The sequence below is a fragment of the Stenotrophomonas sp. Steno-Z10-BAI genome (assembly GCF_056393115.1).
This window is the reverse complement of sequence record NZ_JBWJOZ010000001.1, coordinates 960524-983366: the sequence shown is the minus strand read 5'-3', so window position 1 is coordinate 983366 and position 22843 is coordinate 960524. Positions and strand designations below refer to the sequence as shown.

The 22843-nt window shown below is 66.9% G+C and carries 20 protein-coding genes; 14 read left to right on the top strand and 6 right to left on the bottom strand.

Going from position 1 to position 22843, the window contains the following annotated elements:
* Nucleotides 1-11 precede the first annotated feature (11 nt).
* Together smeE and AC06E9_RS04440 are read left to right on the top strand one after the other, a co-directional pair.
* Nucleotides 12-3158: a multidrug efflux RND transporter permease subunit SmeE gene (gene smeE, locus AC06E9_RS04445; protein ID WP_121039953.1), complete on the top strand. Its 3147-nt coding sequence runs from the start codon at nt 12-14 to the stop codon at nt 3156-3158.
* Complete coding sequence (locus AC06E9_RS04440) at nt 3151-4551, top strand: efflux transporter outer membrane subunit (RefSeq protein ID WP_193222782.1); 1401 nt, start codon at nt 3151-3153, stop codon at nt 4549-4551. Before smeE ends, AC06E9_RS04440 begins: the two co-directional genes overlap by 8 nt.
* A gap of 42 nt (nt 4552-4593) precedes the next feature.
* Here the strand turns inward: AC06E9_RS04440 and AC06E9_RS04435 are convergent, their stop codons facing one another.
* The 4 genes from AC06E9_RS04435 to AC06E9_RS04420 form a co-directional block, all read right to left on the bottom strand.
* Nucleotides 4594-5013 (bottom strand): low affinity iron permease family protein, encoded by a 420-nt coding sequence (locus AC06E9_RS04435; protein WP_121039946.1) that lies wholly within the window; start codon nt 5011-5013, stop codon nt 4594-4596.
* A gap of 76 nt (nt 5014-5089) precedes the next feature.
* On the bottom strand, nt 5090-5422 hold the full coding sequence (locus tag AC06E9_RS04430) for a hypothetical protein (RefSeq protein WP_019186055.1): 333 nt from the start codon (nt 5420-5422) through the stop codon (nt 5090-5092).
* A gap of 62 nt (nt 5423-5484) precedes the next feature.
* Nucleotides 5485-5763, bottom strand: coding sequence for a hypothetical protein (locus AC06E9_RS04425; RefSeq protein WP_121039943.1), 279 nt, complete (start codon nt 5761-5763; stop codon nt 5485-5487).
* Nucleotides 5764-6019: 256 nt separating this feature from the next.
* Nucleotides 6020-6472, bottom strand: a complete 453-nt coding sequence (locus tag AC06E9_RS04420) for a nucleoside deaminase (protein ID WP_121039940.1) — start codon at nt 6470-6472, stop codon at nt 6020-6022.
* Nucleotides 6473-6551: 79 nt separating this feature from the next.
* Between AC06E9_RS04420 and ubiE the strand changes: the two genes are divergently transcribed.
* From ubiE to AC06E9_RS04405, 3 genes are all read left to right on the top strand, one after another.
* Nucleotides 6552-7313: a bifunctional demethylmenaquinone methyltransferase/2-methoxy-6-polyprenyl-1,4-benzoquinol methylase UbiE gene (gene ubiE, locus AC06E9_RS04415; RefSeq protein ID WP_070471930.1), complete on the top strand. Its 762-nt coding sequence runs from the start codon at nt 6552-6554 to the stop codon at nt 7311-7313.
* 68 nt (nt 7314-7381) lie between these two features.
* The gene (locus AC06E9_RS04410; RefSeq protein WP_121039934.1) at nt 7382-8248 is read left to right on the top strand and encodes a GGDEF domain-containing protein; all 867 of its coding nucleotides are present in this window, start codon (nt 7382-7384) and stop codon (nt 8246-8248) included.
* A gap of 82 nt (nt 8249-8330) precedes the next feature.
* Nucleotides 8331-10271 (top strand): M1 family metallopeptidase, encoded by a 1941-nt coding sequence (locus tag AC06E9_RS04405; protein WP_121039931.1) that lies wholly within the window; start codon nt 8331-8333, stop codon nt 10269-10271.
* 138 nt (nt 10272-10409) lie between these two features.
* Here the strand turns inward: AC06E9_RS04405 and AC06E9_RS04400 are convergent, their stop codons facing one another.
* Complete coding sequence (locus tag AC06E9_RS04400; RefSeq protein WP_121039927.1) at nt 10410-11030, bottom strand: TetR/AcrR family transcriptional regulator; 621 nt, start codon at nt 11028-11030, stop codon at nt 10410-10412.
* Between the two features lie 93 nt (nt 11031-11123).
* On the opposite strand from AC06E9_RS04400, the gene AC06E9_RS04395 reads away from it, so the two are divergent.
* The 3 genes from AC06E9_RS04395 to AC06E9_RS04385 all read left to right on the top strand — a co-directional run bounded on the left by AC06E9_RS04395 (nt 11124) and on the right by AC06E9_RS04385 (nt 13643).
* Nucleotides 11124-12209, top strand: coding sequence for an MBL fold metallo-hydrolase (locus tag AC06E9_RS04395; RefSeq protein WP_461770346.1), 1086 nt, complete (start codon nt 11124-11126; stop codon nt 12207-12209).
* A gap of 94 nt (nt 12210-12303) precedes the next feature.
* The gene (locus AC06E9_RS04390) at nt 12304-13035 is read left to right on the top strand and encodes a hypothetical protein (protein WP_121039921.1); all 732 of its coding nucleotides are present in this window, start codon (nt 12304-12306) and stop codon (nt 13033-13035) included.
* Nucleotides 13023-13643 (top strand): HAD family hydrolase, encoded by a 621-nt coding sequence (locus AC06E9_RS04385; protein ID WP_478055535.1) that lies wholly within the window; start codon nt 13023-13025, stop codon nt 13641-13643. Before AC06E9_RS04390 ends, AC06E9_RS04385 begins: the two co-directional genes overlap by 13 nt.
* A 246-nt stretch (nt 13644-13889) precedes the next feature.
* On the opposite strand, the gene AC06E9_RS04380 is transcribed toward AC06E9_RS04385, so the two are convergent.
* Nucleotides 13890-14828, bottom strand: coding sequence for a carbohydrate kinase family protein (locus tag AC06E9_RS04380; protein WP_121039915.1), 939 nt, complete (start codon nt 14826-14828; stop codon nt 13890-13892).
* Nucleotides 14829-15103: 275 nt separating this feature from the next.
* Here AC06E9_RS04380 and AC06E9_RS04375 point away from each other — a divergent pair, with 275 nt between their 5' ends.
* The 6 genes from AC06E9_RS04375 (at nt 15104) to rodA (AC06E9_RS04350) (ending at nt 22345) form a co-directional block, all read left to right on the top strand.
* Entirely contained in the window at nt 15104-16150 is a 1047-nt protein-coding gene (locus AC06E9_RS04375) for a rod shape-determining protein (protein ID WP_019186044.1), read from the top strand.
* A gap of 156 nt (nt 16151-16306) precedes the next feature.
* Nucleotides 16307-17425 (top strand): rod shape-determining protein MreC, encoded by a 1119-nt coding sequence (mreC, locus tag AC06E9_RS04370; RefSeq protein WP_478055534.1) that lies wholly within the window; start codon nt 16307-16309, stop codon nt 17423-17425.
* Nucleotides 17422-17907: a rod shape-determining protein MreD gene (gene mreD / locus AC06E9_RS04365; RefSeq protein WP_019186042.1), complete on the top strand. Its 486-nt coding sequence runs from the start codon at nt 17422-17424 to the stop codon at nt 17905-17907. The genes mreC and mreD overlap by 4 nt, the downstream gene beginning before the upstream one ends.
* 1 nt (nt 17908) lies before the next feature.
* On the top strand, nt 17909-19969 hold the full coding sequence (mrdA, locus tag AC06E9_RS04360; RefSeq protein WP_121039909.1) for a penicillin-binding protein 2: 2061 nt from the start codon (nt 17909-17911) through the stop codon (nt 19967-19969).
* On the top strand, nt 19966-21078 hold the full coding sequence (gene rodA, locus AC06E9_RS04355; protein ID WP_478055533.1) for a rod shape-determining protein RodA: 1113 nt from the start codon (nt 19966-19968) through the stop codon (nt 21076-21078). Before mrdA ends, rodA (AC06E9_RS04355) begins: the two co-directional genes overlap by 4 nt.
* Before the next feature lie 166 nt (nt 21079-21244).
* Nucleotides 21245-22345 carry a rod shape-determining protein RodA gene (rodA, locus tag AC06E9_RS04350; RefSeq protein ID WP_461770297.1) on the top strand — a complete coding sequence of 367 codons (1101 nt, stop codon included), beginning with the start codon at nt 21245-21247 and terminating at the stop codon, nt 22343-22345.
* Nucleotides 22346-22843: the final 498 nt, after the last annotated feature.

Sequence of the window (22843 nt, the reverse complement as noted above, 5' to 3'; positions counted from 1 at the left end):
CGGAGAATTCCATGGCACGTTTTTTCATTGATCGCCCCATCTTCGCGTGGGTGATTGCGATCATCATCATGCTCGCCGGTGGCCTGGCGGTGCTCAAGCTGCCGGTGTCGATGTACCCGGAAGTGGCACCGCCGGCCGTCGAGATCAGCGCCAATTATCCGGGTGCATCGGCCAAGGTGGTCGAGGATTCGGTGACGCAGATCATCGAGCAGAACATGAAGGGCCTGGATGGCCTGATCTACTTCTCCTCCAACAGCTCCTCCAATGGCCAGGCCACGATCACGCTGACCTTCCAGAGCGGCACCGACCCGGACATCGCCCAGGTGCAGGTGCAGAACAAGCTGCAGCTGGCCATGCCACTGCTGCCGCAGGAAGTGCAGCGCCAGGGCATCAACGTGGCCAAATCGAGCAGCGGCTTCCTGCAGGTGCTCGGCTTCGTCTCTGAAGATGGCAGCATGGATGCCAACGACATCTCCGATTACGTCGGCTCCAACATCGTCGATCCGCTGAGCCGTGTGCCGGGCGTGGGCAACATCCAGGTGTTCGGTGGCAAGTACGCCATGCGCATCTGGCTGGACCCCAACAAGCTGCACACCTACAAGCTGTCCACTGCCGAAGTGATCGCGGCGATCACCGCGCAGAACGCGCAGGTCGCCATCGGCCAGCTCGGCGGCGCGCCGTCGATCAAGGGCCAGCAGCTCAACGCGACCATCAACGCGCAGGACCGCCTGCAGACCCCGGAGCAGTTCCGCAACATCATCGTGCGCAGCGCGCAGGATGGTGCCGAACTGCGCCTGGCCGACGTGGCCCGCGTGGAGCTGGGCGCGGAATCGTACGACTTCGTCACCCGCTACAACGGCAAGCCTTCCTCGGGTATCGCGATCACCCTGGCCACCGGCGCCAACGCGCTGGCCACCGCCAACGGTGTGCGGGCCACCCTGGATGAAATGGCCCCGAACTTCCCGGCCGGCCTGAAGGCGGTGGTGCCGTATGACACCACGCCGTTCGTGCAGGTCTCGATCAAGGGCGTGATCAAGACCCTGATCGAAGCGATCGTGCTGGTGTTCCTGGTGATGTACCTGTTCCTGCAGAACTTCCGCGCGACCCTGATCCCGACGATCGCGGTGCCGGTGGTGCTGCTGGGCACGTTCGGCATCCTGGCCGCGCTGGGCTTCTCGGTGAACATGCTGACCATGTTCGCGATGGTGCTGGCGATCGGCCTGCTGGTCGATGACGCGATCGTGGTGGTGGAGAACGTCGAGCGGATCATGTCCGAAGAGGGCCTGTCACCGCTGGAAGCGACACGCAAATCGATGACCCAGATCACCGGCGCACTGGTCGGCATCGGCCTGGTGCTGTCGGCGGTGTTCGTGCCGATGGCCTTCATGAGCGGCGCCACCGGCGTCATCTACCGCCAGTTCTCGGCCACCATCGTCTCGGCGATGGCGCTGTCGGTGCTGGTTGCGATCGTGCTGACCCCGGCGCTGTGCGCCACCATGCTCAAGCCGCTCAAGAAGGGCGAGCACCACGTGGCCCACAAGGGCTGGTCGGGTCGCTTCTTCAACGCCTTCAACCGTGGCTTCGACAGCTCCAGCGCGAAGTATCAGCGTGGCGTGCGCGGCATCCTCGGCCGTCCGTGGCGCTTCATGGGTGTGTTTGCTGCGCTCGCCCTGGTGATGGGCCTGCTGTTCATGCGCCTGCCCAGCTCGTTCCTGCCCAATGAAGACCAGGGCATCCTGATGGCGCTGGTGCAGACCCCGGTCGGTGCCACCCAGGAACGTACGCTGGAATCGATCGACAAGCTCGAAAAGCACTTCATGGAGAACGAGGCCGACGCGATCGAGTCGATCTTCTCGGTGCAGGGCTTCAGCTTCGCCGGCATGGGCCAGAACGCGGGCATGGCCTTCGTCAAGCTCAAGGACTGGAAGGACCGTGATGCCGACCAGGGCGCGATGCCGATCACCGGGCGGGCGATGGCGGCGCTGGGCGGAATCAAGGATGCCTTCATCTTCGCCTTCCCGCCGCCGGCAATGCCGGAACTGGGCATCGGGTCGGGCTACACCTTCTTCCTGAAGGACACCAGCGGTGCCGGTCACCAGGCGCTGCTGGACGCACGCAACCAGCTGCTTGGCATGGCTGGGCAGAGCAAGCTGCTGGCCAACGTGCGCCCCAACGGCCAGGAAGACACCCCGCAGCTGCGCATCGACATCGACGTCGGCAAGGCGAGTGCACTGGGCCTGTCGCTGGAGGCGGTCAACACCACGCTGGCGGCGGCGTGGGGCAGCAGCTACATCGATGATTTCATCGACCGTGGCCGGGTCAAGCGCGTGTACGTGCAGTCCGATGCGCCGTTCCGCATGAACCCGGAAGACTTCAACCTGTGGTCGGTCAAGAACACCGCCGGTGAGATGGTGCCGTTCTCGGCCTTCGCCAGCCAGCGCTGGGACTATGGTTCGCCGCGCCTGGAGCGCTACAACGGCGTGTCCGCGATGGAAATCCAGGGCGAGCCGGCGCAAGGGGTGGCCTCGGGCGATGCGATGAACGAAGTGGAGAAGCTCGCCAAGCAATTGCCGGCCGGTTTCGACATCGAGTGGACCGCGCTGTCCTACCAGGAACGCCAGGCCGGTTCGCAGACGCCGCTGCTGTACACGCTGTCGCTGCTGATCGTGTTCCTGTGCCTGGCCGCGCTGTATGAAAGCTGGAGCGTACCGACCTCGGTGCTGCTGGTGGCGCCGCTGGGCATCCTCGGCGCAGTGCTGGCCAACACCATGCGTGGCATGGAGCGCGACATCTACTTTCAGGTGGCGATGCTGACCACGGTGGGTCTGACCAGTAAAAACGCGATCCTGATCGTGGAGTTCGCCAAGGAAAACCTGGAGAAGGGCGCGGGCCTGATCGAGGCGACGATGCACGCCGTGCGTGACCGTCTGCGCCCGATCATCATGACCTCGCTGGCCTTCGGCCTGGGCGTGCTGCCGCTGGCGATCGCCTCCGGTGCCGGTTCCGGCGCACAGCAGGCCATCGGTACCGGCGTGCTGGGCGGCATGCTGGTCGGCACGGTGCTGGGTGTGTTCTTCATCCCGCTGTTCTTCGTGGTGGTGCAGCGCGTGTTCAATCGCAAGAAGTACGGCAAGAACGCCGGAGGTTCCGATGCGTAAGCCCATGATGGCCAGCCTGGCGCTGGCCGTGAGCCTGGTGGTGTCCGGTTGCTCGACGCTGGAGCCGCGCAGCACCGAAGTTGCCCCGGCGATTCCCTCGCAGTGGCCGGGCACGGCCACCGCGGGGGCGGAGACCGCCACACCGATGGAGGTGGCCGACATCGGCTGGCGCGATTTCTTCGTCGATCCGCGCCTGCAGACGGTGATCACCCAATCCCTGGAGAACAACCGCGACCTGCGCGTGGCCGTGCTCAATGTCGAGCGTGCCCGGGCGCAGTACCGCATCCAGCGCGCTGACCGCGTGCCGGCGGTCGGTGTGCAGGGGCAGATGACCCGCAGTGGCGGCGATGCCCCGGTGACCGAGCAGTTCAGTGCCAACCTCGGCGTGGTCGAGTTCGAACTGGATCTGTTCGGCCGCGTGCGCAACCTCAGCCAGGCGGCGCTGCAGCAGTACTTCGCCGAAGCGGCCAACCGCCGCAGTGCGCAGCTGTCGCTGGTGGCGGAGGTGGCCAATGCGTGGCTGACCCTGGGCGCGGACAGCGAGCAGCTGCGGATCGCCCAAGCGACGCTGGCGACCTATGAGGACTCGCTGCGCCTGACCGAGGCCCGCCGCCAGCTCGGCGGCGCCTCGGCGCTGGAACTGAGCCAGACCCGCACCCTGGTGGAAACCGCGCGCACCGATGTGGCGCGCTTTGCCGGGCAGGTCGCGCAGGACCGCAATGCACTGGTGCTGCTGGCCGGTGGGCCGGTCGATGCCGCGCTGCTGCCGCAGGCGGAGGTGACCGAGGTCGCCAGCGTGCGGCCGCTGCCAGCCGGGATGCCGGGCGATGTGCTGCTGCAGCGGCCGGACGTGATGGCGGCCGAGCACGTGTTGCTCTCGGCCAACGCCAACATCGGTGCGGCGCGCGCGGCGTTCTTCCCGTCGATCAGCCTGACCGGCAGCATCGGGTCGGCCTCGTCGGAGCTGTCGGGTCTGTTCGACAGCGGCACACGCGTGTGGAGCTTCATTCCCAAGCTCACCCTGCCGATCTTCCAGGGCGGTAAGCTGCGCGCCAATCTGGGCATGGCCACGGCGGACCGCGATATCGCGCTGGCGCAGTACGAGAAGGCGATCCAGGTCGGTTTCCGCGAGGCGGCCGATGCCTTGGCGCTCAACGAGAGTCTGGATGCGCAGTTGTCGTCGCAGCAGGCGCTGGTGGCTGCCGCGGAGCAGGCGCAGCAGTTGTCGCAGGCACGCTATGACGCCGGCCTGGACAGCTTCCTGACCCTGCTGGATGCACGCCGTACCGCGTACACCGCACGGCAGTCGCTGGTCAGCACGCAGCTGGCCCAGCAATCCAACCAGGTGGCGTTGTACAAGGTGCTCGGCGGCGGTTGGCACGAGCGCGGGTGAATGATCCACGCGGGTGCGGCCACGTTGCCGCACCCGTGCCGCTCAGGGATCGTCTGCCCGGCCATCGCCGTGGCAGCGGCGCGCGCGATCCAGTGCGCTGCCGGCTTCGCGGGCCATCCGTTCGTACTCGCGGCGGATTTCTTCCAGGCGTTCTTCGTCCAGCTCTTCCAGATCGAGCAGTTCGTTGTTGGCCTCTTTCGTCGCGCGGATCAACTCATCGAGCTTGATCTGGATCGCAGCGGTATCCGCGTTCTGGCTGTGCTGGATCAGGAACACCATCAGGAAGGTGATGATGGTGGTACCGGTGTTGATCACCAGCTGCCAGGTGTCGTTGAACGTGAAGATCGGCCCGCTCAGGGCCCAGACGACCACGATCGTTACCGCCGCCAGGAAGGTCCACGGCGTTCCCGCCGCATAGGACGCCTTCTTGGCGACAAGGTTGAAGAGACTGCGCAGTTTCATGAGGCACGACAGGTGGGAGCCGAGGTGTCTGCATCATTGGAGGGGCGCCGTGCAGGCGCTGTGCAGCCGGCGCGGGTCAGACGCGGGCATGCAGCCGCGGGCGCGAGGACAGGTCCTGGCGGCCGGCATGGTAGACGTGTTCCCAGCACTGGTCGACGAACTGGCGAGCCTGTTCTTCGGACAGGCGCGGCATGATCTGCAGCGCGTAGTGGGTCTGGAACATTTCATCGCGCTGCTCATCGCTGGCACGCGGTTGCGTGATCAGCGAATCGCAGGCGAATTTGATCCACGGCACGTAATGGCCGAATGAGCCCGTCCCGAGGTTGCCGTCGGCGTGACGCTGGCGCCAGTAGCTGACTTCGGCGTCGACATCGATGACGGCAGGGATGGAGATCTGGGCGGAGGACATGGTCACTTCAATATGGGAAGAAGGGAATCTGGATGATGGCGTAGGGCGCGGTGCATGTGATGTCATGGCGATGTGGAGCCGGTGTGGCGGCGTTCGCCCCGTGGCTCGCCCAGCAGCTGCGCGTGGTGGACCACGCCCAGGCGTTCGGCCAGGGTCGCCAGCCGGTTGCAGACCGCGACGCGATGATGCGGATGGGACCGCGTCAACTCATCCTGGATCGCCTGGTAGGCATCCCAGAAAGGCGCGGCGTTGTGGTGGCGTGCGTAGTGCACCTGCAGTCTTTCCCACGCGTCCATCAACGCAGGTTCGACGGAGGAGGTGCGGCGGGTTTGGGCATGCATGACGTCTCCTCGACGATGGTGCCCCCTGTGCAACCACCTTAAGGCGTTCATGCAGCGCGGTTGTTAGTGCGGCGTGTTGGCGATGTCCCACGGCGGTGTGCGGCACGTGAGGGTGTCGCACGCATACATCCGTGGCACAGGGCGTTGCGCCCCGCCTCGCTCACTGAAGCATTCAGAACGTTGCAGCGCCCGCGCGCTGCGTATCGGCATCACGCGGGCGGGTTCCGGGCGGATCCGCGCGGAACGGTGGCGTTTCTTACTCGCCGATGTCTTCGTTCCAGACCTCGGGATGGGCGCTGATGAAGCCGCCAAGCAGGTCGATGCATGCCTGGCTCTGCATGTCGATCACCTTGACCCCGTTCTCGCGCAGCCACGCGATGCCGCCCTGGAAGGTGACCGACTCGCCCACCACCACGGTGCCGATGTTGAACTGGCGCACCAGCCCGCTGCAGTACCAGCACGGGGCCAGGGTGGTGACCATGATGGTGTCCTGGTAGCGGCGCTGGCGGCCGGCCTTGCGGAAGGCATCGGTTTCGCCGTGCACCGAGGGGTCGCCTTCCTGGACGCGGCGGTTGTGGCCGCAGCCGAGCAGGCGGCCATCGTTGTGGTACAGCGCGGCGCCGATCGGGATGCCGCCTTCGGCCAGGCCCTGGCGGGCTTCGGCGATGGCGGTTTCGAGCAGGGCGGCGTAGTCGGGGGTGGTGATCATGCGCAATCCAGGAACGTGAAGGCCCCCATGATAGTGGGCGGCCTGCCGCAACGGCGCCGGCGGTGCGATAATCGTCCCCATGAGCGAATCCCCCTACAAGACTGGCACCACCCATTTCGGCTTCCGCGATGTCGCTGCCAAGGACAAGCAGAAGCTGGTGGGCGAAGTGTTCACCTCGGTCGCGCGCAGCTACGACCTGATGAACGATCTGATGAGCCTGGGCATCCACCGGGCGTGGAAGCGCTACTACGTCGCCACCGCGCAGGTGAAGCCGGGCGACCGCGTGCTGGATCTGGCCGGCGGCACCGGCGATATCGCCGCGCTGATCAAGGAGCGGGTGGGTGATGAGGGTGAAGTGGTGCTGGGCGATATCAACGCCGGCATGCTCTCCGTTGGCCGTGACCGGCTGACCAACCGTGGCCTGGTTGCAGGCCTGAACTACGTGCAATGCAACGCCGAGGCGCTGCCGTTCCCGGATGCGAGCTTCGATCTGGTCACGATCGCCTTCGGCCTGCGCAACGTCACCGACAAGGAAGCCGGTCTGCGCGAGATGCATCGCGTGCTCAAGGTGGGTGGCCAGGCGCGCGTGCTGGAGTTCTCCGAAGTCACCGCCGACTGGTTCAAGCCGATCTACGATTTCCACTCGTTCAAGATCCTGCCCAAGCTGGGCCAGCTGTTCGCGCGGGATGGCGACAGCTACCAGTACCTGGCCGAGAGCATCCGCAAGCATCCGCCGCAGGAGCAGCTCAAGACCATGATGGCCGAGGCCGGTTTCGAGCGCTGCCATTACAAGAACCTGACCGGTGGCATCGTTTCGATTCACTCCGGCTACAAACTTTGAGACAGAGGTCCGGTTCCCGCTGAGGGAGCTCGGCCACACTGCACGCAGGCTGTCGAAGAGGGCCTGCCATGCGTCTGTACCGCGGGCTTGCCCGTGTGTTTCCCCGCTCGTTCACCGCCAAGCTGATGGCGGTGGTGTTCCTTGGCCTGCACGTTCCGCTGCTGGTCCTGCTGCTGTGGATGGCCGCCACCGGCCACTATGAGCGCGGGATGATGTGGACCGTGGTCGGGGTGGTGCTGCTGGCCACGCTGCTCGGCACGGCGATCGCGATGATGGCGCTGTACCGCCTGATGGCGCCGCTGCGCCAGGCCGCCGATGCACTGGAGGCCTACTACGACGAGCAGCGCCTGCCGCATCTGCCCGATCTGGGCCACGATGAGATCGGCCGGCTGCTGCGCAGCATCAACCGCAATCTGCATGGCGTGGACGCCGGCCTGCGTGATCTGCGCCGCAGTGTGCTGCTCGATCCGCTCACCCAGGCCCTGAACCGGCGCGGCTGCGAGCAGGCGCTGGCTGAGTCCGCCGCCTGGGCCAGCGAGAAGGCGCGTCCGCTGACCCTGTTCGTGGTCGATCTGGACAACCTCAAGCCGATCAACGACGCCCACGGCCATCTGGCCGGCGACCAGGTGCTGGTGCGGCTGGTGGAGACCGCGCGACAGTGGCTGCGCGGCCCCGACTGGATCGGGCGCTGGGGCGGTGATGAGTTCCTGCTGGCCGTGCACGCCGATGGCAACGAGGCCGGCGAGCGGGTGACGCGCTGGCTGGCGCAGCTGGCCGCGCCCGCGCGTGCCGGTGACCCGCCGGTACGCGCCAGCGCTGGCGCGGCCGGGTATCGCCCCGGCGATGACCTGCGCGAGGCCTACCGGCGCGCCGATGCGGCGATGTACCGGGCCAAGTACGCCGGGGGCGGGCGCCTGCTGCGCGCCGAGGACTGAATGCGCGAACCGGCACGCATGGCCTGCGCGGGCGCCGGGGACAGGGGGTAAACTGGTCGTTTCACCCTGATCGGTCCCGTTCATGCGATCTCCGTTCCTGTTGATTCCCCTGGCCGTCGCCCTGGCGTCCGGCTGTTCCAAAGAACCGGCGGCTCCGACCGTCGATCCCACTGCCACCGCCCCGGCGAGCACTGCCATGAAAGCCGACAGCCGCAGCCACGATGAAAGCTCGTACGCCGAGCCGGACAAGGTCGTCGTCAAGGACATCGCGCTGGACCTGAAGCTGGATTTCGACAGCAAGCAGATCGGCGGCACCGCGACCTACACGCTGGAGTGGAAGGACAAGGCCGCCAAGCAGCTGGTGCTGGACACCCGCGAGCTGACGGTGGAGAAGGTCGAGGCGATCGCCGCCGACGGCAAGGCTGCCCCGCTGCCGTTCGTGCTGGCGCCGGCCGACAAGGTGTTCGGCAGCAAGCTGAGCATCGAGACCCCGGATCAGCCGGCCAAGGTCGTGATCACCTATCACACCGCACCGACCGCCTCGGGCCTGCAGTGGCTGGAGCCGTCGATGACCGAGGGCAAGAAGCTGCCCTTCATGTTCAGCCAGTCGCAGGCGATCCACGCCCGTTCCTGGGTGCCGCTGCAGGACACCCCGAGCGTGCGCTTCACCTACAGCGCGCACGTGGTCTCGCGCCCGGACGTGATGGTGCTGATGAGCGCCGACAACGATCCCAAGGCCGCGCGTGATGGTGATTACACCTTCAAGATGCCGCAGCCGATCCCGTCCTACCTGCTGGCCATCGCCGCCGGCGACCTGGTGTTCGAGCCGATCTCCGGCCGCTCCGGCGTGTGGGCCGAACCGACCATGGTCGGCAAGGCCGCCAAGGAGTTCGAAGACACCGAGAAAATGATCGGCGCTGCCGAGAAGCTCTACGGCGAATACCGTTGGGGCCGCTACGACATGCTGGTGCTGCCGCCGTCGTTCCCGTTCGGTGGCATGGAAAACCCGCGCCTGACCTTCGCTACCCCGACCGTGATCGTCGGCGACAAGTCGCTGGTCTCGCTGGTGGCCCACGAACTGGCGCACAGCTGGTCGGGCAACCTGGTGACCAACGCCAGCTGGAAGGACATCTGGCTCAACGAGGGCTTCACCACCTACGTGCAGGGCCGCATCACCGAGGCGCTGTACGGCCAGGAAATGGCCGAGATGGAGCGCGAGATCGACCAGAACGATCTGCTCGCCGAAGTGAAGGACATGAGCGCGGCCGACCAGGCCCTCGCCCTGCCGCCGCTGAGCGAGCGTGACCCGGACGAGGCATTGAGCCAGGTCGCCTACGTCAAGGGCGCATGGTTCCTGCAGTTCCTGGAACAGCGCTTCGGCCGCGAGACTTTCGATCCGTTCCTGCGGGGCTGGTTCGATGACCATGCTTTCCAGAGCGCGAACACCGACCAGTTCGTCGAGTACCTGAAGAAGAACCTGCTGTCCAAGAAGCCCGGCGCCGTCAGCGACGCCGAGCTGAAGGCATGGCTGGACGAGCCGGGCATTCCGACGTTCGCGACCAAGGCCCGCTCGCGCAACTTCTCCATCGTCGATACCGCCCGCATCGCCTGGCAGGGCAGCAACACGCTGCCCAACGCACAGATCACCGGCGAGTGGGGCACCCAGGAATGGGTGCACTTCATCGACGGCCTGGGCAAGACCCTGCCGGTGGAGAAGCTGGCCGCGCTGGACAAGGCCTACCACTTCACCGGTACTGCCAACGGCGAGATCGCGATGCGCTGGTATCCGTTGACGATCCGCAGCGGCTACAGCGAAGCGAACGACGCCGCCGGCGCGTTCATCGAGCGCGTTGGCCGTCGCAAGCTGATCATGCCGATCTACGCCGAACTGGTGAAGACGCCGGAAGGCCTGGCCTTCGCCAAGGCGGCCTTCGCCAAGGCCAAGCCGGGCTACCACCCGATCACCACGGGCTCGGTGCAGGACATGCTGGACAAGGCCGAGGCGGGCACGGCCAAGCCGTAATCGCCCGACGCATCGGTTGAACGAAAAACGGCGGGGAAACCCGCCGTTTTTTTATGCCTGCCTGCGTACCGCGAGCCGAGCCCGACCAACTCGCCTCCGCGACTGGATAAGGCATGCTTCTTTGCGTGGAAGCCTATGTCACACCGCGCGCACCGCCAGGAACATGTCCACGCAATCGTGCATCACCTGCTGCTGCTGCGCCGGCGCCAGCGGTGGCTGGCCGAAGGTGATCTGCGGCCAGAACGCAAAGGCCTTGAGCATCGCCTGCAACTGGTGCGCAGCCTCGGCCGGCGGCATGTCCGTGCGCAGCCGGCCATCGGCCTGGGCCGCGCGGATCCAGCCGGTCAGGCCTTCTTCCTTCTCGGCCAGCTTGTCCATCATCGCGCGCGCGCGCTCGGGGGCATGGACCAGTTCGGCCATCGCGACCCGGGAGAGATCGATGAAGCCGGGGTCGTCGAGCAGGCGCATCTTCCGCTGCGCGAAGACCAGCAGCTGCTCGCGCAGCGACTGCGCCGGATCGTACGGCACGACATCCAGCGCCTGGCTGGCTTCGAACAGCTGCCACAGGATCGCGGCGAACAACTCGTCCTTGCTGGCGAAGTGGTTGTACACGGTGCGCTTGGACACCTCGGCCGTGGCCGCGATGCGATCCATGCTGGTGCCGGCGAAACCGAATTCGCGGAACTCGGCCACCGCGGCGCGGAGGATGGCCTCGCGTTTACGGTCGGTGAGGCGGCTGGGGCGGTCGGGGGCGGTCATGCGGATTATTTTACACCGTTCAGTTTACTTTTCGGAAAAGGCAAGTAAACTCGCCGGTGTACTTTCCAGGGCAAGCCCCGCATGAAACGTCGCCTGCCTCGTGTCCTCCTCCTTCTGACGGTGTTGATCGCCATGTCCATTGGCCTGTTGACCTGCGGTGCCCGCCCGGCGGCCGCCTATGACCAGTCGCCGCAATTCGGCGACGGCCGCTTCCACAACCCCACCGGCAAGACCGACCTCGGCTTCTTCCGCACCGTCGGGGTGATGTGGCGTTTCCTGTTCAACAAGCCGGCCGATGCCAGCCCGCTGGCGCCGATCCCGGTGCAGGCGCTGACCCGCCAGGCCCTGCTCGAGGCACCGGACGACAGCCTGTGGCGGTTGGGGCATTCGACGATGCTGATGAAGCTGGACGGCCACTTCTGGCTGACCGACCCGGTGTTCTCCGAGCGTGCCTCGCCGATGTCGTTCATGGGCCCCAAGCGCTTCCATGCGCCCCCGCTCACCATCGACGAACTGCCGCCGATCACCGGCGTGATCGTCTCGCATGACCATTACGACCACCTCGATCACGACGCGATCCAGGCGCTGGCGCCCAAGGTGCAGCACTTCGTCACCGCCCTCGGCGTGGGCGACCGCCTGATCGCGTGGGGCGTGCCGGCGGCGAAGGTCGTGCAGCTGGACTGGTGGCAGGACACCCGCGTGGAAGGCCTGAAGATCGTGGCGACGCCGGCCCAGCACTTCTCCGGCCGCACCCTGGCCGACGGCAACCGGACGCTGTGGGCCTCGTGGGTGATCGACACCGGGCGTACCCGGATTTTCTTCAGCGGTGACACCGGCTATTTCGACGGCTTCGCCCGGATCGGTGAGCGCTATGGCCCGTTCGATCTGACCATGATCGAAACCGGGGCCTACGGCGAGGATTGGCCGGACGTGCACATGCAGCCCGAACAGAGCCTGCAGGCGCACCTGGACGTGCGCGGCAAGGTGCTGATGCCGATCCACAACGGCACCTTCGATCTGGCCCTGCACCCATGGACGGAACCGTTCGAGCGCATCACCACGCTGGCGCAGGAACAGGGCGTGCCCCTGACCGCGCCGCACATGGGCGAACGTCTGGATATCCGCGCACCGGCACCGTCCACCCACTGGTGGCGCGAAGGACAGCCGAGCACGGAGTGAAATCGCTCCCCATCGGTGCCACACCGGCGTGCGCCGCTTGGCGATAAAGTAGGCGCAGGCGCCTTGCGCGCCATCGTCCAACACGGAGCACCCAATGAAGCGACTGATCCTGGTAGCGGCCTGCGCCTTTGCGCTGGCAGCCTGCAGCAACCCCGAAGCCGAGCGCCAGGCGCAGCAGGCCGCTGCGGCCGCCGCCAAGGCGCAGCAGGAAGAAAAGGCCGAAGGCGTAGCCAAGCAGTACGACATGGCGGTCGCCGCGCAGGATTGGGAGCGTGCCCGCATCCACGGTGGCTCGCTGCTGGACCAGTACAAGGACACCGACGTCGCCGCCCGGATCGAACCGGGCTACGCCGAGGTCAAGGCCAAGGCCGAGGCCGCGCGCGAAACGCGCCGTCTGCAGGCCCTGTGGCAATACAACCAGATCCCGGTCGGCACCAAGGGCATCCAGTCCTCGGCGCAGATCTACAGCAAGGAGCGCGTGGACGTGGATGGCAGCGGTGCCAAGCCGGTGCAGCTGGTGTTCCGCGATCATCCCGAATGGAAGCGCCACGCCTACCTCGTGCTGCAGGCCGGCGATTTCCGCTGCCCGAAGTGCCAGGTCAAGGTGACCGTCGACGATGGCAAGCCGGTCTCCATGGCCGCCTGGCGCCCGGATACCGATGAAGCGATCGCGATGTTCATCACCGACCAGAAAGCGCTGTGGAACCTGGCGCGCAAGGCCAAGGTGATCAGCATCGAGTTCCCGGTCAAGGCCGGTGGCACGCGCACGGCCGTGTTCGAAACCGGTGGTGTGGATGCCAGCCGCATGCCGTCGTGGTGGCAGTGAGGGGCCTGCCGGCGATCCGTCACTGGGTGTTTGACCTGGACGGCACGCTGACCGTGGCGGTGCACGATTTCCAGCGCATCAAGCGTGACCTCGCGATTCCACCGGACGATGACATCCTCACCCATCTGGCCGCGCTGCCGGCCGAGGAGGCCGCGGCCAAGCATGCGTGGCTGCTCGCACACGAACGTACGCTGGCCGAGCAGGCACAGGCCGCCCCCGGCGCGGTGGCCCTGGTACGCACCCTGCACGCCGCGGGCTGCCGGCTGGGCATCCTGACCCGCAATGCGCGCGAACTCGCCGAGGTGACCCTGCAGGCGATCGGTGTCGGGGGGGTGTTCGCCACCGATGACATCATCGGCCGTGACGAAGCCGAGCCCAAGCCATCACCGGCCGGGCTGCAGTACTTCGTTGCGCGCTGGCAGGCCGTTCCCGCCCAGATGGTGATGGTCGGCGACCATCGCTTCGACCTGGAATGCGGCCGTGCCGCCGGCACCCGCACGTTGCTGGTCAACACCCCGGACAACCCTTGGCCGGGCATGGCCTGCTGGCACCTGGCCGATTGCGGGCAGGTGCTGGCGACATGGGAACAGAGCCGGGTTTCGGCCTGACTGCAGCGGCAAGTGCCTGCCGCATGATCCGCGGGCGATGGAGCCGGAAAGCAGCCAGGCATGGCCTGGCTCTACCCTCATCACCCCCGATTCCCCTCTGGTGGAAAGCCCCCTTGGTGTTCAAGGGGGCGCGCCGAAGGCGCGGGGATCAGGTGGAATGCGCGGGACGGTTGCGCCACAGGCGCAGTCGTCTCAAGGGGGCGCGCCAGCGGCGCGGGGATCAGGTGGAATGCGCGGGCAGTTTGGTTACGCGGTTAACGCGTAACCAAACTGCTGCTTGAACTGCTCATTGAACTCATCGAACGTGAAGCGCTGGTTCTGGGTGCCCGGGTGCTCGACCTTCAGCGCGCCCATCAGGTTGCCCATGCGGCCGATGGTCAGCCAGTCGTAGCCCTTCTCGATGCCGTAGATCAGGCCGGCGCGGAACGCATCGCCACAGCCGGTCGGATCGACCACGCGGCGCTCGTGCGCCGGCGGGATGTCATAGGTCTTTTCCGGGGTGTGGATGACCGCGCCCTTGGGGCCACGGGTGGTGATGTAGGCCTTGACCCGGCTCACGATCGCTTTTTCATCCCAGCCGGTGCGCTCCTGCAGCAGGTTGGATTCGTAGTCGTTGACGACGACGTAGTCGGCCTGCTCGATGAAGGTGCGCAGCTCCGGGCCGTTGAACAGCGGCATGGCCTGGCCCGGGTCGAAGATGAACGGCACGCCGGCCTCGAAGAATTCCTGCGAGTTCTGGATCATGCCCTCGCGCCCATCCGGGCCGACCAGGCCCAGGGTCACGCCCGGCACGTCTTTCACGTGGTTCTCGTAGGACCGCATCATCGCGCCCGGGTGGAAGGCGGTGATCTGGTTGTTGTCGTGATCGGTGGTGATGAACGCCTGCGGGGTGAACAGTTCATCGATCACCTTGACCCGGCTCAGGTCGATGCCCAGGCCCTGGAAGTACTCGCGGTACGGGCCGAAATCCGAACCCACCGTGCCCATCGGGATCGGCTCGCCACCCAGCAGGTACAGGTTGTAGGCGATGTTGCCGGCGCAACCGCCGAATTCACGACGCATGCGCGGCACCAGGAACGACACATTCAGGATGTGCACCTTGTCCGGCAGGATGTGATTCTTGAACTGGTCCGGGAACACCATGATGGTGTCGAAGGCAAGAGAACCACAGATCAAAGCGGACATCGAGTAAGGCCTATGCGGAAGGGGGTTTGAGGCCCGTTGGGCGGGCAACGAAACGGCGCCCTGCGGCGCCCTGCGGCGCAAAGGTTAACGGGTAGGGCGGCTTTGGGCCAGAACCCGGGCTGTCCGGATTGGCCTGAATGGCCGTGAAGGCTGGCTTTCGGCCAGATTTGTCCTTGCTCGCGCACAGGGGGATTGCTAGGCTTGTCGGCCTCGAATTCTGCCCATTTTTTCGCCATCCCGCGTTGGGCGCGACACCCCTCAGGATCAACTCCCAGATGTTCAAGAAACTGCGTGGCATGTTCTCCAATGACCTGTCCATCGACCTGGGCACGGCCAACACCCTCATCTACGTGCGTGGGCAGGGGATCGTGCTGAACGAGCCGTCGGTCGTGGCCGTGCGCCAGGACCGTGCCATCGGTGGTACCCGTTCCGTGGCTGCCGTGGGCGCCGAGGCCAAGCAGATGCTCGGCCGTACCCCGGGCCATATCACCACCATCCGCCCGATGAAGGATGGCGTCATCGCCGACTTCACCTACACCGAGGCGATGCTCAAGCACTTCATCAAGAAGGTCCACAAGTCGCGCTTCCTGCGCCCGAGCCCGCGCGTGCTGGTCTGCGTGCCGGCCGGTTCGACCCAGGTCGAGCGCCGCGCGATCAAGGAATCGGCCGAGGAGGCCGGTGCGCGTGATGTGTTCCTGATCGAAGAGCCCATGGCCGCTGCGATCGGCGCCGGCATGCCGGTCACCGAAGCGCGCGGCTCGATGGTCATCGACATCGGCGGCGGCACCACCGAAGTGGCGGTGATCTCGCTCAACGGCATCGTCTACTCGGCCTCCGTGCGTATCGGCGGCGACCGCTTCGACGAATCGATCACCAACTACGTGCGCCGCAACCACGGCATGCTGATCGGTGAAGCGACCGCCGAGCGGATCAAGGTCGAGCTGGGCTGCGCCTACCCGCAGGCGGAAGTGATCGAGATGGAAATCTCCGGCCGCAACCTCGCCGAGGGCGTGCCGAAGATGATCAAGATCAACTCCAACGAAGTGCTTGAAGCCCTGCATGAGCCGCTCTCGGGCATCGTCAGCGCGGTCAAGCTGGCGCTGGAGCAGACCCCGCCGGAACTGTGCGCCGACGTCGCCGAGCGCGGCATCGTGCTGACCGGTGGTGGCGCCCTGCTGCGTGACATGGACCGCCTGATCTCCGAGGAAACCGGCCTGCACGTGCAGGTGGCCGATGACCCGCTGACCTGCGTGGCCCGCGGTGGCGGTCGTGCGCTGGAGCTGGTGGACATGCACGGCAACGAGTTCTTTGCGCCGGAGTAAGCCGTACCGGCCGTGTATCGTAGACGCGCCTCTGCGGCGTGATGCCTCCAGCAAGCTTCGCTTGCCGGGCGTCACCTCGCCGGGGCGTTGTCGCATGCTGTTCCCGCTGCGCTCTTGTTCCGCGCGCTTCATCCACACTATTTCCAGTCGACGCCTGTGCCGCCTTACGCCGGTCCTCCCGTAGCCTCCCGCCAGGGCGATGCCGCCAGTCCGCTGCGCCTGCTCGCTTACCTGGCGTTGGCCATCACCCTGATCGTGCTTGATGACCAGGCCGGCTGGCTGTCGCGCCTGCGCGCGCAGGCCAACGTGCTGGTGCAGCCGGTATGGGCATTGGCCGGTCTGCCGGGACGGCTCGGCACCCAGGTCAAGGACAACGCGGCCAGCCACGGCCAGCTCGTCACCGAGAACCGCGAGCTGCGCAACCAGCTGCTGATCGCCAATGCGCGCCTGACCCGCCTGCAGACCGCCGCGCTGGACAACGCCCAGCTGCGCGAACTGCTCAACGTGGCCGAGCGCAGTGGCCTGGATGTGCAGCTCGCGCCGATCCTGGATATCGACCTGGACCCGGTGCGCCAGCGCCTGGTGCTGGCGGCCGGCACCCGCGATGGCGTGCATGTCGGCCAGGCGGTGATCGATGCCGGTGGCCTGATGGGCCAGGTGATCGCCACCACCGGCAACAGCGCGACCGTCCTGCTGCTCACCGATCCCGACCATGCCGTGCCCGTCACCGTGGCCCGCAACGGCGTGCGCCTGATCGTCTACGGCCGCGGCGACACCCTGGAACTGCGCGACATTCCGCTCAGTGCCGGGGTGGAAGTGGGCGATGAGATCGTCACCTCGGGGTTGGGCGGGCGCTTCCCGGCCGGCTTCCCGGTCGGCAGCATCACCGCGCTGCGCCCGGATGACACCCACGCCTTCCTGGTCGGTGTGCTGAAGCCGGCCGCCCAGCTCGACCGTGGCCGCGATGTGCTGCTGCTGCGCCCGGGCGAGGCGATCCGCATTCCGCCGAACCTGCGCCGTGATGCGGGCGAAGCCGGTGGCCCGGCCGCGCTGCCGATGCAGGCCGGCGCGCCGGCAGGCACCGCAGCGCCGGCCAGTGCCACCCCGGCGGGTTCATCCCCGGCCTCCACGGCACCTGCGACGGCGCCCGCCAATGCACCGCAGGCCAACCGGCCCGGTCCATCCGCGCCGGTACCGGTGACTCCGCGTCGCCCCGCAGCCTCGCCTGCGCCCGCGCCTGAAACCGGCGCCGCGCCGCCGGAGGAACAACGATGAGCCGCCTGCGCGACAAACCCTGGGTGCTGCCGGTGAGTCTGGTCGTGGCGCTGCTGCTGGGCCTGTTGCCGCTTCCGGCGCTGCTGCAGCCGCTGCGTCCTTACTGGCTGGCACTGGTGCTGGCCTACTGGGTGATCGAAACACCGGACCGGGTCGGGCTGGGCATCGCCTTCGCCAGCGGCGTGATCGCCGATCTGCTCTACGGCGGCGTGCTCGGCGAGCAGGCGCTGCGGCTGGTGATCCTGACCTTCATCCTGCAGCGCTTCCGCGCGCGGATCCGCTTCTTCCCGATGTCCCAGCAGATCCTGGCGATCGGCGGCCTGCTGTTCAACGACCGCATCGTCAGCGCGGTGGTGCACATCGTGGTCGGCGAGCCGACCCTGCCGTGGTCGTACTGGTGGGCCCCGCTGCTGGGCATGGCGCTGTGGCCGCTGGTGTTCGTGCTGCTGGATGCGCTGCGTTTCGGGCGACGCGGGCGCTGACATGTACATGCGCCGCCAGGCCAAGAATCCGCATGCCGAGGCAGAACAGTTCCGGCGCCGTGCCGCGCTGGGCTTCCTCGGTGTACTGGTATGCCTGTTCGGCCTGGGAGGGTGGTACTTCAAGCTGCAGGTGATGGACCACGATATCTACGCCACGCGCTCGGAGGCCAACCGGATCAAGCCGCGGCCGGTGGTGCCGGGGCGCGGGATGATCTACGACCGCAACGGCCGGCTGCTGGCCGAAAACGTGCCGGCGTTCCGCCTGGACATCACCCCGGACAAGGTCAAGGACATGGACGCCACGCTGGCGGGCCTGTCCAAGATCCTCGCGCTGAGCCCGGAAGATATCGAGACCTTCAACAAGTCGCGCAAGGCACGTCGCAGTTTCCTGCCGGTCACGCTGAAGCTGCGTGTCACCGATGAGGAGATGGCGCGCTTTGCGGTGGACCGCTGGCGCTTCCCCGGCGTGGAGCTGGAGCCGTACCTGACCCGTCGCTACCCGTACGGCGATCTGTTCGCGCACATCATCGGCTACGTCGGCCGGGTCGATGACAAGGATCTGGAGATGCTGGGCGAGGGCAATGCCGCGCTGACCCATATCGGCAAGTCCGGGCTGGAGCGCTATTACGAGCAGCAGCTGCGCGGCAAGGTCGGCTACGAGCAGGTCGAAACCAACGTGCAGGGCCGCGCGATCCGCACCATCGGCCGGGTCGCGGCGCAGTCGGGCAGCGATCTGCGGCTGTCCATCGATGCCGATCTGCAGCGCGCGATGGTCGCCGCCTTCGGCGAGTTCGAAGGTGCGGCGGTGGCGATGGACCCGCGCACCGGCGAAGTGCTGGCGATGGTCAGCCTGCCGTCCTACGACCCCAACCTGTTCGTCAACGGCATCTCGCATGCCGATTTCAAGGCGCTCAACGACAATCCCTCGCGGCCGCAGTTCAACCGCCTGGTCCTGGGTGGCGTCGCGCCGGGTTCGACGATCAAGCCGCTGATCGGCCTGGCCGGCCTGGACAGTGGCGTGCGCAAGCCCGAAGACAAGATCCTGTCCACCGGCATGTTCTATCTGCCGGGCACCTCGCGCGGCTGGGGCGATGCCAACCGTGGCGGCCATGGCTGGACCGATCTGCGCAAGTCGATCACCCAGTCGGTCAACACGTACTACTACAGGCTGGCGCTGGATCTGGGCATCGATCGCTTCGACCACTACATGGGCTACTACGGGTTCGGCGCACCGACCGGCATCGATCTGACCGGCGAGATCGGCGGCATCCTGCCCTCGCCGGCGGCCAAGTTCAAGGCACGCAAAGAGCGCTGGTATCCCGGTGATACGGTCAATGTCAGCATCGGCCAGGGCGACTGGAAGGTCACCCCGCTGCAGCTGGTGCATGGCGTGGCGGGCATCGCCGATGGCCAGCTGCGCCAGCCGCACCTGGTGATGCAGCAGCGCGCCGGTTTCGATGCCGACTGGACGGCGACGCCGCCGGGCGAGAGCAAGCCGATCAGCCCTACGCCGGGCAATCTGCAGGCGGTGCGCGAGGGCATGATGGGCACCATGCAGCCGGGCGGCAGCGGCGCGCGGGCAGCCGCGGGCGCGCCGTACGTGATGGCGGGCAAGACCGGTACCGCACAGGTGATCAGCCGGCGCGGTACGGCGGCGGTCAATCCGCGCAGCCTGCCGCTGCATCTGCGCCATCGCGCGCTGTTCGTGGGTTTCGCGCCGGCCGACCATCCGGTGATCGCCGTGGCGATCGCGGTCGAAGGCGGCGGTTACGGTGGCTCGGCCGCTGCACCGATCGCACGCAAGATTTTCGATGCCTGGCTGCTGGGCAAGATGCCCGACGGCCTGGAGCCGCTGGACAGCGAGCGCGGTACCACCGCGATCGGCATCACCGCCTTCGATGGCGGCGATGGCGCCGTGCGCGAGGCGGGCGATGCCGCCGTGGCTGCGCTGGAGTTGATGCCGGTGGTGGTGGGCCTGCCTGCGCCTGCGCCCGCGCCGGACCCCGCTGCACCCGTCCCCAGTGCCACTCCACCCCCGACCGCACCGGAGCGGCCACGATGAAGGTCTTCCTGCGCTGGGCGGTCGACATGGCCGTCCGCTTCAGCAGTTCGCTGGACTGGGTGCTGTGCCTGGCCCTGGCCGCGCTGATGCTGATGGGCCTGGCCGTACTCAAGAGCGCCGGAGGCGACGGCCTGGTGTTCGCCCAGGGGGCGCGCTTCGCGGTTGGCCTGGGCGCGATGTGGGCGATTTCGCGGATCTCGATCCTGCGCATCCGTTCGGCCACGCCGCTGATCTACGCAGTCTCGATGATCCCGTTGCTGGCCGTGTTCGTGCTGGGCACCGGCAAGTACGGCCGCCAGTGGCTGGATCTGAAAGTGTTCTACCTGCAGCCGGCCGAGCTGCTCAAGGTCAGCCTGCCGATGATGGTGGCCTGGTATCTGCATCGCATGCCGCTGCCGCCGCGCTTCTCCACCGTGCTGACCAGTGCGGTGATCATCGGCGTGCCGACCGCGCTGGTGATGCTGCAGCCGGATTTCGGCACCGGTGTGCTGATCGCTGCCAGCGGCGCGTTCGTGCTGCTGCTGGCCGGCCTGCCCTGGTGGTGGGTAGGCGTGGCGGTCGGCGGTGTGGCCGCGGCCGCGCCGGTGGCCTGGTTCTGGCTGCTGCGGCCGTACCAGAAGGACCGCATCATGATGTTCATGGATCCGGAAAGCGACGCGCTCGGCGCGGGCTGGAACATCATCCAGTCCAAGATCGCGATCGGCTCGGGTGGCTTCGATGGCAAGGGCTGGGGGCAGGGCTCGCAGTCGCACCTGAACTTCATTCCCGAGCAGACCACCGACTTCGCCTTCTCCGTGCTCAGCGAGGAGTTCGGGTGGATCGGCGTGGCGATTGTGCTGGCACTGTACCTGGTGGTGATCGGGCGTTGCCTGTGGATCGCCTCGCAGTCGCGCGATACCTATTCGCGGCTGCTGGCCGGCGCGACCGGGCTGGCGTTCTTCGTCTACGTGCTGGTCAACGGCGGCATGATTTCCGGCCTGCTGCCGGTGGTCGGCGTGCCGATGCCGTTGATCAGTTACGGCGGTACCTCGGCGGTCTCGCTGTTGGCCGGCTTCGGGCTGGTGATGGCGGTGCGTCGCCACAATCCAGTACACGGCGGCTACGGCTGAGCGCACGCGATGCGTGCGCCGTGGCCCGGCGGTACGTATCGGCTAAGGATTGCGTCGCCCGCGCGTGTTACGGTCCTGCGCTCGCGCCGGCCCGCCTAGCGGGTCCGCTTTCTGTTCGCCGTGTCGCCTCCTGCTGTGCGTCGCGTCATCCACAGGAGTCGTCCGCATGGTCGAACTACTGCAGCGCGCACGCGCCGTGTTCCATTTCTTTTTCCGCACCCTGGATCTGCCCCTGGTGGGCGCGCTGTGCCTGCTGATGGTGGCCGGCCTGGCCGTCCTGCACAGCGTGGACGGGCCCGTGCATGCGCAGGCGATGCGCTACGGCGCCGGGCTTGCCGCGCTGTGGGGACTGTCGCGGCTGCCGGTGGTGACGCTGCGCGCGTGGTCGCCCTGGATCTACACCTTGTCCTTGCTGCCACTGCTGGCCGTGTATGTGGTCGGCACCGGCAAGTACGGCCAGCGCTGGTTGAACCTGGGCGTGTTCTACCTGCAACCTTCCGAGCTGCTCAAGCTCAGCCTGCCGATGATGATGGCCTGGTACCTGCACAAGCAGCCGTTGCCACCACGGCCGCGCGCGGTGCTGACCGCCGCGTTGCTGATCGGCGGCCCGGCGGTGCTGATCCTGCTGCAGCCCAACCTGGGCACCGCCACGCTGGTGACCGCCAGCGGGGTATTCGCGCTGTTGCTGGCCGGCCTGCGCTGGTGGTGGATGGCCGTCGCGCTGGGCGGGTTGTCGGTGGCCGCGCCGCTGGCCTGGTTCGGCCTGCTGCGGCAATACCAGAAGGATCGCGTGCTGACCTTCCTGTATCCGGAGAACGATCCGCTGGGCACCGGCTGGAACATCATCCAGTCCAAGATCGCGATCGGCTCGGGCGGCCTGCATGGCAAAGGCTGGGGGCAGGGCACCCAGGCCACGCTGGATTTCCTGCCCGAATACACCACGGATTTCGCCTTCTCGGTGCTGGCCGAGGAGTTCGGCTGGGTCGGCGTGGCGGTGGTGCTCAGCCTGTTCCTGTTCGTCACTGCGCGCTGCCTGTGGATCGCCAGCCAGTCGCGTTGTGGTTACTCGCGCCTGCTGGTGGGCACCACCGGCCTGGTGTTCTTCGTCTATGTACTGGTCAACGGCGGCATGATCTCCGGCCTGTTGCCGGTGGTCGGCGTGCCGATGCCGCTGATCAGTTATGGCGGCACCTCGGCGGTCTCACTGCTGGCCAGCTTCGGGCTGGTGATGGCGGCGCGCCAGCATCAGCCGGTGCACGCGACGTGAGTTGCCGGTGCGGCCGCGATTGCGCACCCCAAGCACACGAAAACGGTTTCAGGTGCAAACGTTGTCAACGCGCGGAGATAAAAGTGAGAAGTGGCGCACAGATATGAAGTGACTTGATCTCGATCAATGGACTTGTCGTAAACGGCCTGCACAATGGCGGCCCGCCAACAACGACGCGCTGAGCCAAGCATCGCGGAGGGGGAGTCTGGCGGGGAGTAGTTGACCCAACAGGCAGAGGGGCGAGGCACGCGCTGGGGAGATGCGCGCCGCGCCGCTGCCGATCGGGTCCGGTTTGGCCGGTTGCGTCTGCGGGGATGGGGACGCAACCGGCGGACCTCTTGTGCGTTCTGCATCTTTCTCCAAAGTGAGACGTGCGTTGCTCGATGGCCCTTCGCCGGGCGGCTGCGGTGAGCCAGCCATGCGCCTTGCCGCATCGCCGCGCGTTCGAGACGGCGACGGCACCTTCGTCAGACTATGAATGGGCAGGGGAGGCAGGGC